At 73.9% G+C, this 11,886-nt stretch carries 9 protein-coding genes; 5 read left to right on the top strand and 4 right to left on the bottom strand.

The window, feature by feature from the left end; translation table 11 throughout:
• Positions 1 to 58: 58 nt before the first annotated feature.
• Genes FHS37_RS37510 through mtnA form a run of 4 tightly spaced genes read right to left on the bottom strand, consistent with a single transcriptional unit; the run spans position 59 to position 6,025 of the window.
• Positions 59 to 1,900: an LpqB family beta-propeller domain-containing protein gene (locus FHS37_RS37510; protein WP_184829615.1), complete on the bottom strand. Its 1,842-nt coding sequence runs from the start codon at positions 1,898 to 1,900 to the stop codon at positions 59 to 61.
• On the bottom strand, positions 1,890 to 4,181 hold the full coding sequence (gene mtrB, locus FHS37_RS37505; protein WP_184829613.1) for an MtrAB system histidine kinase MtrB: 2,292 nt from the start codon (positions 4,179 to 4,181) through the stop codon (positions 1,890 to 1,892). The genes FHS37_RS37510 and mtrB overlap by 11 nt, the downstream gene beginning before the upstream one ends.
• A gap of 1 nt (position 4,182) precedes the next feature.
• Positions 4,183 to 4,872, bottom strand: a complete 690-nt coding sequence (mtrA, locus tag FHS37_RS37500; RefSeq protein ID WP_004987303.1) for a two-component system response regulator MtrA — start codon at positions 4,870 to 4,872, stop codon at positions 4,183 to 4,185.
• Between the two features lie 4 nt (positions 4,873 to 4,876).
• Positions 4,877 to 6,025, bottom strand: coding sequence for an S-methyl-5-thioribose-1-phosphate isomerase (mtnA, locus tag FHS37_RS37495; protein ID WP_184829611.1), 1,149 nt, complete (start codon positions 6,023 to 6,025; stop codon positions 4,877 to 4,879).
• 140 nt (positions 6,026 to 6,165) lie between these two features.
• On the opposite strand from mtnA, the gene FHS37_RS37490 reads away from it, so the two are divergent.
• Genes FHS37_RS37490 through FHS37_RS37470 form a run of 5 tightly spaced genes read left to right on the top strand, consistent with a single transcriptional unit; the run spans position 6,166 to position 11,758 of the window.
• Entirely contained in the window at positions 6,166 to 7,506 is a 1,341-nt protein-coding gene (locus FHS37_RS37490) for a DUF7847 domain-containing protein (protein WP_184829609.1), read from the top strand.
• Positions 7,507 to 7,510: 4 nt separating this feature from the next.
• A complete protein-coding gene (locus tag FHS37_RS37485; RefSeq protein ID WP_184829607.1) occupies positions 7,511 to 8,266 on the top strand; it encodes a DUF4129 domain-containing protein in 756 nt (251 codons plus the stop codon).
• Positions 8,263 to 9,459: a DUF4350 domain-containing protein gene (locus tag FHS37_RS37480; protein ID WP_184829605.1), complete on the top strand. Its 1,197-nt coding sequence runs from the start codon at positions 8,263 to 8,265 to the stop codon at positions 9,457 to 9,459. Before FHS37_RS37485 ends, FHS37_RS37480 begins: the two co-directional genes overlap by 4 nt.
• A complete protein-coding gene (locus tag FHS37_RS37475; protein WP_184829603.1) occupies positions 9,459 to 10,448 on the top strand; it encodes an AAA family ATPase in 990 nt (329 codons plus the stop codon). The genes FHS37_RS37480 and FHS37_RS37475 overlap by 1 nt, the downstream gene beginning before the upstream one ends.
• Entirely contained in the window at positions 10,448 to 11,758 is a 1,311-nt protein-coding gene (locus tag FHS37_RS37470) for a DUF58 domain-containing protein (RefSeq protein ID WP_184829601.1), read from the top strand. Before FHS37_RS37475 ends, FHS37_RS37470 begins: the two co-directional genes overlap by 1 nt.
• The last annotated feature ends 128 nt before the right edge of the window (positions 11,759 to 11,886 follow it).

Here is an 11,886-nt window from a genome sequence, read left to right as displayed (position 1 = left end):
CAACTCGGCGCGACGGGGCCGTCCGCGACGCACCGGGACCGCTCACCCCGTGGACCGCTCACCCCGGGTAGACGGGTGCCGTCCCCTTCGTCACCTTCTGCCACTGCGCCCCCGAGGGCAGCCGGACGATCCCGTCCACGGAGTACGCCACCAGCGGCATCTGTTCGTCCGCCGAGGCGGTGACGTCCTTGACGCCGGTCAGGGCGGCGGGCGGCGGCACGTCCGGCGTGGAGCCGTCGACCTCGACGTACTTCATCTGCTCCACGCCCCCCTGCTCGCGTCCGACCACCACGAGCCGGCTGTCCCCGGCCCAGGACATGGCGGTGACCTGCTCCAGCTCGGGCGTCGCGGAGCGCAGTTCCCGCACGGTGACCGCCGTCCGCCCGTCCGTCGCGCCGTCCGGTCCGCTCCGCTCGATCCGCCCGATCAGCAGGGACCGCCGGTCGCCCTTCTCCACGACGAGCGCGATCCGCACCCCGTCGGCGGCCACCCGGACCTCCTGCACCCGTCCGTCCAGGCCCGGTGTCCGCACCGGCAGCGGCTCCTTCGCGCCCTCCTCCAACAGGTACAGACGCGGGTTCTCGGGGTCCTGGTCGGCCACCCACAGTCCGCCCTGCGCGTCCCAGCTCGGCGCGGTCAGCCGGTCCTTCTCGGTCCTGCCCCGGCTGCGCAGCACGGGTTCGCCGAGCGAACCTCCCGTCACCAGCGCGGTCACGTACAGCGACGTGCCGTCGATGCCGACCCCGGCCGCCGTGCGCTCGTCCCGCGCGACCGCCACCGAGCGCAGCGCCTTGCCGCCCTCGCCCAGCGCCCCCGGCGCCGGCTCCGGCTGGTCGTCGCCGCTGCCCGCGGCGATCCGCACCAGCCGGCGCTCGTCGTCGACGAAGTACAGGTGGTCGGGCCGGTGCTGCGCTCCCCGGGTGGCCACGTTCTCGGCGCTGTCCTGGGCGAGCGAGCACAGCTGCTCGCCGCCGGCCCGCAGCTCGACCTCCTCCACCACCGGGCTGAGGTTGCGCAGCGTGAAGAGCAGCTGGGCCGCCATCTCCTCGCACCGGTCGGTGCCGACCCCGGCCGCCTCGTCGTTCAGCGGCACGGTCAGCCTGCCCCGGTCGTCCGCCGCCAGCGAGCCGGTGCCCTTCCGCAGGGCCGTCCCCGCGGGGAAGCTCGACCGGACGACGGGATCCAGCCAGGTCGTGGGTCCGCCGAGGAGGGAGCGCACCATCTGGGTGGTGGGGTCCACATGGCTGCGCACGTAGACGGGGTCGGCGACCGCCGACGGCAGTGCGCCCGCCTCGGCCCCCTCGGTGTCCGAGGCGAAGTAGTACTTGTTGACGGACATGTAGTTGCGCTGGAAGTCCGACTTGCCCATGACGACGCCCTGCGGCACCGCGTCGATGCGCCACTGACCGTTCTTCGCGTCCTTCGTGAGGTGCACGCGCTTGCTGTAGGGGCCGGCCGCGGGCGCGTACGCCTGCTGGGCGTCCACCGTGGCGACCTTGGTGCCGGTCAGCGTGTAGGTGAGGGAGCCGGCGTCCTCCGGGTCCGAGGGGTCGTCGGCGTAGGCGTCCGGCCCGTCCGACAGCACCGTGGTGGACAGCTCCGGCCGCCAGGTCTTCGCCGCCTTCGGGGTCAGGTACTGGCGCGCGGTCTTGTAGTCGGGGTCGTCGCTGGTCAGCGCCTCCAGGAAGCCCTGCACGATCTGCGGGGGCGTGGCGTCCTCACTCGGCGGCATGGCGAACACCCGCACCTGCGTGTCCTGCCGGGGCGTGGACTCGACGTCCCGCAGGTCCCCGCTGTCGGGCATCGAGGCGCACCCGGCCAGCAGGACGGCCCCGCCGGCGGCGTACGCCACCGCCCGCACCGGTGTCCTCCGGCCGCGCCCGAAGCGCTCACCGCCCACGCGAAGCCTCCCCATCCCTGTGCGCGCCACGCGCCGCTCTCCGGCCATCGGGACCGCCACCGGGTCCTCCGGCGCCGTTGCCGGTCCCGGGACCCCGTTCCGGCTCCCCGGCCCCGACGGCACCAGCGGCCCCGTCGCGGTCACCGTCCGATCGTTCCGCGGTCCCGCCGTGACCGTCCTCCGGCTGCCGCGCGGGACCACCGCGACCGGTCTCCGACCGCCCGGCGGGCTGTGCGCCGTCCGGCGGTGTCACCCGCAGGTCCCCGGGCTGCCCCCCGGGTGCCTCCGTCGTCTCCTCGCCCTGCCGTCGCGCCTGCGGGGCGGTCCGGGCCACCACGCGCGCGCCGTTGCCGGGCAGCGCCGTGGGATCGGCCGTGGGCGCCCCGGTCGCCGGCCTCGGGGCGAACGGGTCCCCGACGGCCCGCGCCGCACCGTCGGCGCCCGCCGGCTGGGCCGGCACCGTGGCACGCTTCCCGCCGTCCCCGCCGCCGCGCGGCGGGCCGGCGTCGTCCGATCCGCGGTTGCGCCGCGAGTCCTTGGGCTCCAGGGGTATCGGGGACCCCCTCAGCGGCTCGTCCGCCGTCCTCGGCAGCGTCAGCCGGAACTGCGAACCGCCGCCCGGCTCGCCCCACGCCTGGAGCCAGCCGCCGTGCAGCCGCGCGTCCTCCAGGGCGATGGACAGCCCCAGCCCCGTACCGCCGGTGGTGCGCGCGCGTGCCGGGTCGGCCCGCCAGAAGCGGCTGAAGACCCGGGTGGCCTCGCCCGGCTTGAGCCCCACGCCGTAGTCGCGCACCGCGACCGCGACCGCTCCGCCCGCCGCGGCGAGCTTGACGACGACGTCCTTGCCCTCGCCGTGCTCCACGGCGTTGACGACGAGGTTGCGCAGCACGCGCTCCACGCGCCGCGCGTCGGCCTCGGCGACGACGGGCTGCTGGTCGCCGACGACCTTTATCTCCGTGCCCTTGCGCTCGGCGAGCGGCTCCGCCCCGCTGACCACGCGCCGTACGACCTCGCGCAGGTCTATCGCCTCCGCCTCCAGCGCCGCCGCACCCGCGTCGAAGCGGCTGATCTCCAGCAGGTCCGCGAGCAGCGACTCGAACCGGTCCAGCTGGTCGGCGAGCAGCTCGGCCGACCGCGCGGTCACCGGGTCGAAGTCCTCGCGCGCCTCGTGGATGACGTCCGCGGCCATCCGCACCGTCGTCAGCGGCGTCCGCAGCTCGTGCGACACGTCCGACACGAACCGGCGCTGCATCCGCGACAGGTCCTCCAGCTGGTTGATCTTCAGCTGCAGGTTCTGGGCCATCTTGTTGAAGGCCTCGCCGAGCCGCGCGATGTCGTCCTCGCCGGTGACCTTCATGCGTTCCTGGAGCCGCCCGGCGGACAGCCGCTCGGCGATCCCGGCAGCCATCCGCACCGGTGTGACGACCTGCCGCACCACGAGCCAGGCGATCGCCCCGAGCAGGACGACGACGAACAGCCCCGCCGTCGCCAGCGTGCCCTTGACCAGGCTCAGCGACTTCTCCTCCTGCGTGAGCGGGAAGAGGTAGTACAGCTGGTACGGGTCGCCGTTGGGGTCGTTGACCTGCTTGCCGATGACCAGTCCGGGCTGGGAGTCCGCACCGTTGTCGTAGATGATGCGGGTGTAGCTCTGGGCCGCCGCCGGGCTGGTGTCGATCCGCTCCCGCAGGGCCTCGGGCACGCTGGCCGTCGCGATGACCTGCCCGGAGGCGCGCGGGCCGCGCCCGCCGCCGCTGTCGTCGCCCGCGGGCAGGGTCACCACGTCGAAGGCGCCCTGGCCGCCGCTGGAGAGCGACTCGACGAGGTCGCTCATCCACTGGATGACGCTCGTCGAACCCTCCGGGTCCACGGTGGTGCCGTCGTCGCCGGTGACGCTCACCGCCTCGTCGGCCTTCTGCCTGGCCACGGCGAACCCGCCGGTGGCCTGGCTCTGGGAGGCCTTCACCTTGGCGTCCAGCAGGCCGTTGCGCACCTGCCCGATGACGACGAAGCCCAGCAGCAGGACCACGCCCAGCGACATCAGCAGCGTCGTGACGACGACCTTGAGCTGGATGTTGCGCCGCCACAGCCGCATGACGGGCAGCAGCGGCCGGCGCACCCAGCGCACGAACAGGCGGATCACCGGGCTGCCGTGGACTCCGCCCTGCAGCAGCCCGTCCTCCAGCAGGCGCCCCCAGCGGGTGCCCGCCTTCTTCCGGCCGACAGGCCGCTCCGGACGGCCCCCGGACCGGCCGGGCGCCGAAGCGGCACTGTCACCGGACATGTCAGCTCGGTCCTGCCTTGTACCCGACACCACGGACGGTCACCACGATCTCCGGCTTCTCCGGGTCCTTCTCGACCTTGGAGCGCAGCCGCTGGACATGCACGTTCACCAGCCGGGTGTCGGCCGCGTGACGGTAGCCCCAGACCTGTTCGAGCAGCACCTCGCGGGTGAACACCTGCCACGGCTTGCGGGCCAGCGCGACCAGCAGGTCGAACTCCAGCGGCGTCAGCGCGATCGACTGCCCGTCCCGCTTCACGGAGTGCCCGGCCACGTCGATCACCAGGTCGCCGATGGCGAGCTGCTCCGGCGCCGGCTCCTCCGACCTGCGCAGCCGCGCCCGGATCCGGGCGACCAGCTCCTTCGGCTTGAACGGCTTCACGATGTAGTCGTCGGCCCCGGACTCCAGGCCCACCACGACATCGACGGTGTCGCTCTTGGCCGTGAGCATCACGATCGGCACCCCGGACTCCGCCCTGATCAGGCGGCACACCTCGATGCCGTCCCGGCCGGGCAGCATCAGGTCCAGCAGCACCAGGTCGGGCTTGGTCTCACGGAAAGCGGCCAGCGCCTTGTCGCCGTCGGCTACGAAAGACGGCTCAAAACCCTCACCACGCAGCACGATGCCGAGCATCTCGGCCAGTGCGCTGTCGTCGTCGACGACAAGGACTCGTCCCTTCATAAACGACATCATCCCATTAGCTAATCGTCACCTGGCGTGACCTGGCACACAACTCGGCCAGAGCATCGGCCGTCACGGGCGAAACGGCGCCTTCCTCGGTGACGATCGCCGTCACCAGCTCCGGCGGCGTCACGTCGAACGCCGGGTTGTACGCCTGGGTCCCCAGGGGTGCCACCGGGATCCCTCCTCCCGCTTCCGTCCCGGCCACCGGCACCTGCGGTGCCGTGACCTCGGTCACCTCGTGACCGGGGCGCTGCTCGACCTCGATGGACGCCCCGTCCGGCGTCTGGAGATCCACCGTCGTCACCGGCGCCACCACGATGAACGGCACGTGGTGGTACCGCGCGAGCACCGCGAGCGGATAGCTCCCCACCTTGTTCGCCACCGAGCCGTCGGCCGCGATGCGGTCCGCCCCGACGAGCACCGCGTCCACCTCGCCCGCCGCGAACAGCGATCCCGCCGCGTTGTCGGTGAGCAGGGTGTACGCCATGCCGCTGCGGGCCGCCTCGTACGCCGTCAGGCGAGCACCTTGCAGCAACGGACGCGTTTCGTCCACCCACAGGCGCCTGAGCCGGCCCGCCCGGTGCGCCGCCAGCGCCACCGCGAAGGCCGTCCCCTCGCCGCCCGACACCAGCGAACCGGTGTTGCAGTGCGTGAGGATCCGGTGTCCGCCGCCGGGCAGCAGTTCGTCCAGCAGCACCAGCCCGTGCTGGGCCATCCGGGCGCTGGCCTCGGCGTCCTCCCGGTGGAGCTGCCGTGCCGCAGCCAGTGCGGCCCCGGCCGCCTGCCTGGGGTCGCCGGTGCGGGCGAGCGCGGCCTGGTGGGCCGAGTGGGCCCGGCGCACCCCGACGGCGAGGTTCACCGCGGTGGGCCGTGCGCCCTGCAGCGCCGCCGCCGCGTCGTCCACGTCGAAGCCCCGCACCGCGGCCAGCGCGACGCCGTAGGCCCCCGCGATGCCCAGCAGGGGAGCCCCGCGCACGGCGAGCGTGTGGATCGCTTCCACCAGCGCGGGCGCATCCGTACAGACGAGTTCCACCTCCTCGGCGGGCAGCCTCGTCTGGTCGAGCAGGACCAGAACGGGGCCTTCCGGTGGCTCCTCCCAGCGCAGTGCCGGGATCTCGGTCGGCCGCTTGGTGTCGCCGCTGTGCGCGTACTGATCAGCCATGCGGCCAGTCTGCCCCCTATCGCGTGGACAATTGAAGCTGTGCAGCCCTCACCTCGGCAGCTCCGTGCAGGACCACCCCGTGGCACGATGGCTGCCAACCTGCCGCCGCGACCGCGGACGGGCACCGTGAAGGAGCGACGATGAACGACACTCCGGGCTGGGCATCGCCCGGATCCGCCCCGTCCGACGGGCAGGGACCGGGTGCGTCCGGACCTGCCGACCGCCCGAACCCCGAGCAGCCCGCCGACCGACCGCAGCAGCCGGAGCAACCGGGCCAGGCGCCACAGGGCCCGGGCGTGAAGTGGTCGAAGGAACAGCCGCCGCCCAGCCAGTGGTCCGCACCCACCGGCCCGGGCCAGGCTCCCCCGCCGCCGCCGGGCCCGGGCTGGGGCCCCCCGCCCCCCGGCGCTCCAGGAGGTCACGGCGGCGGTTACGGCGGCGGCTGGGGCGGTCCCGGCGGGCACGGTTCCTGGGGAGGCGGCTGGGGCGGTCCCCCGCCCGCGGCCAAGCCCGGTGTGATCCCGCTCCGCCCGCTCGGCGTGGGCGAGATCCTCGACGGCGCGGTCTCCACCATGCGCACCTACTGGCGCACGGTGCTCGGCATCTCCCTGGCCGTCGCCGTCCTCACCGAGATCGTCGTCGTCCTGCTCCAGGGGCTCGTCCTGGACAACTCCAGCACCGCGGCCCTCAACGACCCCAGCGCCACGTTCGACGAGCTGACCAGCGCCATGGGCGACGCCATGCTCAACTCCGGGGTGCTCTTCCTGGTCACCCTGGTCGGCACCGTCGTCGCCACCGCCCTGCTCACGACCGTCACCAGCCGCGCGGTGCTCGGCAGGCCGGTCACCACCGGCGAGGCCTGGCGCGACGCCCGCCCCCAGGTCGCGAAGCTGTTCGGCCTGATCTGCCTGCTGCTGCTCATCACCGCCGGCATCGTCACCGTGGGAGCGCTGCCCGGCCTCCTCGTGACCGTGGCGGGGGGCGCCGAGGCAGGCGTCGCGCTCACCGTCCTGGGCATCATCGGCGCCGGCGTGGCCGCCCTGTGGCTGATGATCCGCTTCTCGCTCTCCTCCCCCGCGCTGATGCTGGAGAAGCAGGGCATCGTGAAGGCGATGAGCCGCTCCGCGAAACTGGTGCGCGGCTCCTGGTGGCGGGTCTTCGGCATCCAGCTGCTCGCGACGATCATCGCGAACGTCGTCGCGTCGATCGTCGTCATCCCGTTCACCTTCCTCGCCGCGGCCCTCAGCGGCGACGGCGTCACCGGCTTCCTCAACAGCGCCGGCGGTGACATCGGCTGGACGTTCCTCGTCATCAGCGGGATCGGCGCGGTCATCGGCTCCATGATCACGTTCCCGATCACGGCCGGCGTCACCGTGCTCCTCTACGTCGACCAGCGCATCCGCCGCGAGGCCCTCGACCTCGAACTGGCCCGCGCCGCAGGCGTCCAGGACCACGGCCCCGGCACCACCCCGGGGAGCTGATGCGGTGAACGCCGCGGGGGGAGTTCTCGCACCGGTCCAGGCGCTGCCGGCCACCGCCGACACCGCCGTGCGCGTCCTGCTGCGCGGCGACGACGAGCCGCCCGTCACCCTCCCGCGCGACCCCGCGCGGGAGGCGGCACGGCGCGAGCTGTCCAAGCACATGTACCACGAGAACGACCCCAGCTGGTTCCAGCGGGCCCTGGACACCTTCTGGGAGTGGGTCGGCGAGCTGTTCGAGACCGCCTCCACCGCGACCCCCGGCGGCACGCTCGGCCTGATCGTCGTCATCGTGGCCGTGGTCGCCGTCCTGGGCGCCCTGTGGTGGCGCCTGGGCACCCCTCGACGCCAACCGGTCTCGGCGCCCGCCCTGTTCGACGACCGCCCCCGCAGCGCAGCCGAACACCGCGCGGCGGCCGAGGCGCACGCCGCCCAGGGCCACTGGAACCAGGCCGTGCAGGAACGCATGCGGGCCATCGTCCGTTCCCTGGAGGAACGCGCCCTGCTCGACGTCCGCCCCGGCCGCACCGCCGACGAGGCCGCCGCCGAGGCCGGCCGCGCCCTGCCCGCCCACACCGGCCCCCTGCACGCCGCCGCCCGCTCCTTCGACGACGTGACATACGGCGGCCGGGCCGTGACCGAGCAGTCGTACCGGGACATCGCCGGCCTCGACCGCGACCTGGAACGCGCCAGACCGCAGCTCGCGAGCAGCAGCGCGACGCAGCACGCCGACCACAACACCCGCCGGGGAGCCGCCGGATGACGACCGAGGTCACGCTCCCGTCCACCTCGGCCTCGCCCACCGCCCGCCAGGTGTGGACCCGCGCGCGAGGCATCGCCCTCGCGCTGGCGCTGCTGGCCGCGGCGGCCGTGGCGATCGCCGTGGTCCGCTCCGACGCCCGCCACGGCGAACTCGACCCGCGCTCGGCCGACCCCTACGGAAGCCGCGCCGTCGCTGAACTCCTGGCCGACCGCGGCGTGGACACGCGCGTGGTCACCACCCTCGACGAGGCAGTGGCCGCCGCCTCCCCCGACACCACCCTCCTGGTCGCCGTCCCCGACCTCCTGACCCGGACCCAGCAGACCCGGCTGCACTCCGCGACCGCCGGTTCCGGCGGCCGCACCGTCCTCGTCTCCTCCGGCAGCGCCTCCGTCGAGCAACTCGCCCCCGGCGTCACCGCCGACCCGGCCACCAGCCTCGACTCCACCCTCACCCCCGACTGCGACCTGCCCGCGGCCCGCCGCGCCGGCACCGCCGACACGGGCGGCATCCGCTACACGACCACCCACCTCACCGCCGACGAGTGCTACCCCAGCGAGCGCCTGGCCACCCTGCTGCGCATACCCGCCCCCTCCGGCGACGGCGACACCGTCCTCCTCGGCGCACCCGACATCCTCCTCAACGACCGCCTCGACGAGCACGGCAACGCCTCGCTCGCCCTCCAGCTCCTCGGCTCCCGCCCCCATCTGGTCTGGTACCTCCCCTCGCTCGCCGACGCCTCCGCCGCCTCCGAGGAGGGCGAGCGCGGCTTCTTCGACCTGCTCCCCTCCGGCTGGCTCTGGGGCACCCTGCAACTCTTCGTCGCGGCGGCCCTGGCCGCCCTGTGGCGGGCACGCCGACTCGGCCCCCTGGTGCCCGAAAAACTCCCCGTGGCGATCCGCGCCTCCGAGACCGTCGAAGGCCGCGCCCGTCTCTACCGCAAGGCGAACGCCCGCGACCGCGCGGCCGCCGCTCTCCGCTCCGCCACCCGTACGCGCCTCGCCCCCCTGGTGGGCATCCCCGTGACCCAGGCGCACGCGCCCGAGACCCTGCTCCCCGCGCTGTCCGCCCGCCTCCAGGGCGACGGACAGTCCCTGCACACGCTCCTGTTCGGCCCGCCGCCAGGCGACGACGCAGCCCTCGTCTCCCTCGCCGACCGACTCGACGCCCTCGAAGGAGAGGTACGCCGTCCATGATGGACCCGACCACTGACAACGCCGCGCACACCGGGGACCCGGCCGCCGCCCGGGCCTCCCTGGAGGCCCTGCGCGCCGAGATCGCCAAAGCCGTGGTCGGCCAGGACCCCGCCGTCACCGGTCTCGTCGTCGCCCTGCTCTGCCGCGGCCACGTGCTCCTCGAAGGCGTCCCCGGCGTCGCCAAGACCCTCCTCGTCCGCGCCCTCGCCGCAGCCCTCCGGCTCGACACCAAGCGCGTCCAGTTCACCCCCGACCTGATGCCGAGCGACGTCACCGGCTCCCTGGTCTACGACGCCCGCACCGCCGAGTTCTCCTTCCAGCCCGGCCCGGTCTTCACCCATCTCCTCCTCGCGGACGAGATCAACCGCACGCCCCCGAAGACCCAGTCGTCCCTGCTCGAGGCCATGGAGGAACGCCAGGTCACGGTCGACGGCACCCCCCGCCCCCTCCCCGACCCCTTCCTGGTCGCCGCGACCCAGAACCCCGTCGAGTACGAGGGCACCTACCCCCTCCCCGAGGCCCAGCTGGACCGCTTCCTCCTCAAACTCACCATTCCCCTCCCCTCCCGCCAGGACGAGATCGACGTCCTCACCCGCCACGCCGAGGGCTTCGACCCACGCGACCTGGGCGCCGCCGGCGTACGCCCCGTCGCGAGCGCCGCCGACCTGGAAGCCGCCCGCCGCGCGGTCGCCGGGACGACGGTCTCCCCCGAGATCACCGCCTACGTCGTGGACATCTGCCGCGCCACCCGCGAGTCCCCGTCCCTCACTCTCGGCGTCTCCCCCCGAGGCGCCACCGCGCTCCTGGCCACCGCCCGCGCCTGGGCCTGGCTGACGGGCCGCGACTACGTCATCCCCGACGACGTGAAGGCCCTCGCCCTGCCCACCCTCCGCCACCGCGTCCAGCTCCGCCCGGAGGCCGAGATGGAAGGCGTCACGACCGACTCGGTCATCAACGCGATCCTCGCCCACGTCCCGGTCCCCCGCTGATGGCACTCACCGGACGCGCCGCCCTGATCGCGGCACTCGGCTCCCTCCCCGTCGGCATCTGGGAACCCGGCTGGACGGGTGTCCTCGCCGTCAACGCCCCCCTCGCGGTGGCCTGCGCCTGCGACTTCGCCCTGGCCGCCCCCGTGCGCCACCTCGGCCTGACCCGCTCCGGCGACACCTCCGTACGCCTGGGCGACAGCGCCGACGTCACGCTGACGATCACCAACCCGTCCCGCCGGCCGCTGCGCGCCCGCATCCGCGACGCCTGGCCCCCCAGCAGCTGGCAGCCCGGCACGGAGACGGCCGCCTCCCGCCATCGCCTGCTGGTCCCCCCGGGTGAACGCCGCCGCATCACCACCCACCTGCGTCCCACCCGTCGAGGCGACCGCAGGGCCGACCGCGTCACCATCCGCTCCTACGGCCCCCTCGGCCTCTTCGCCCGCCAGGGCACCCACGACGTCCCCTGGTCCGTACGCGTCCTCCCTCCGTTCACCAGCCGCAAGCACCTGCCGTCCAAACTGGCCCGACTGCGCGAACTGGACGGCCGCACCAGCGTGCTGACCCGCGGCGAGGGCACCGAGTTCGACAGCCTGCGCGAGTACGTCCCCGGCGACGACACCCGCTCCATCGACTGGCGCGCCACAGCCCGCCAGTCCGCCGTCGCCGTACGCACCTGGCGTCCCGAACGCGACCGCCACATCCTGCTGGTCCTCGACACCGGCCGCACCTCCGCGGGCCGTGTCGGCGACATCCCCCGGCTGGACGCCTCCATGGACGCGGCCCTGCTCCTGGCGGCCCTCGCCTCCCGCGCAGGCGATCGCGTCGACCTCCTCGCCTACGACCGTCGCCTGCGCGCCCTGGTCCAGGGCCGCACCGCAGGCGATGTCCTGCCGTCCCTGGTCAACGCCATGGTCACGCTCGAGCCCGAGCTCGTCGAGACCGACGCCCGAGGCCTGACGGCCACGGCCCTCCGCACGGCCCCCCGCCGCTCCCTCATCGTGCTGCTCACGACGCTCGACGCGGCCCCCGTCGAGGAGGGCCTGCTGCCTGTTCTGCCGCAGCTGACCCAGCGCCACACGGTGCTCCTGGCATCGGTGGCGGACCCGCACGTCGCGCACATGGCCAAGGCCCGTGGGAACGCCGACGCGGTGTACGAGGCAGCCGCGGCCGCCCAGGCCCACTCCGAGCGCGACCGTACAGCGGAACAGCTCCGCCGCCATGGCGTCACGGTGGTGGACGCGACCCCTGACGAACTGGCGCCGGCACTCGCAGACGCATATCTGGCGTTGAAGACGGCAGGACGGCTGTGACTCGTGTGGTGCGGGAAGACCGGAAGGAGAAGACCCTGAAACGCAGAAGACCCCCGCACCGTACGGTGCGGGGGTCTTCCCTCAAGAATTGTTCGGCGGCGTCCTACTCTCCCACAGGGTCCCCCCTG

This window comes from Streptomyces griseomycini (assembly GCF_014203535.1).
Taxonomy (GTDB): domain Bacteria; phylum Actinomycetota; class Actinomycetes; order Streptomycetales; family Streptomycetaceae; genus Streptomyces; species Streptomyces griseomycini.
The sequence above is the reverse complement of the archived record's forward strand: the minus strand, read 5'-3'. Positions and strand labels throughout refer to the sequence as shown.

Bases quoted from the DNA above. Each gene is read 5' to 3' on its own strand.
- FHS37_RS37475 (WP_184829603.1), top strand. From the start codon at position 9,459: ATGGACCCGACCACTGACAACGCCGCGCACACCGGGGACCCGGCCGCC.
- mtrA (WP_004987303.1), bottom strand. From the start codon at position 4,872: ATGATGTCGTTTATGAAGGGACGAGTCCTTGTCGTCGACGACGACAGC.
- mtrB (WP_184829613.1), bottom strand. From the start codon at position 4,181: ATGTCCGGTGACAGTGCCGCTTCGGCGCCCGGCCGGTCCGGGGGCCGT.
- mtnA (WP_184829611.1), bottom strand. From the start codon at position 6,025: ATGGCTGATCAGTACGCGCACAGCGGCGACACCAAGCGGCCGACCGAG.
- FHS37_RS37470 (WP_184829601.1), top strand. From the start codon at position 10,448: ATGGCACTCACCGGACGCGCCGCCCTGATCGCGGCACTCGGCTCCCTC.
- FHS37_RS37480 (WP_184829605.1), top strand. From the start codon at position 8,263: ATGACGACCGAGGTCACGCTCCCGTCCACCTCGGCCTCGCCCACCGCC.
- FHS37_RS37490 (WP_184829609.1), top strand. From the start codon at position 6,166: ATGAACGACACTCCGGGCTGGGCATCGCCCGGATCCGCCCCGTCCGAC.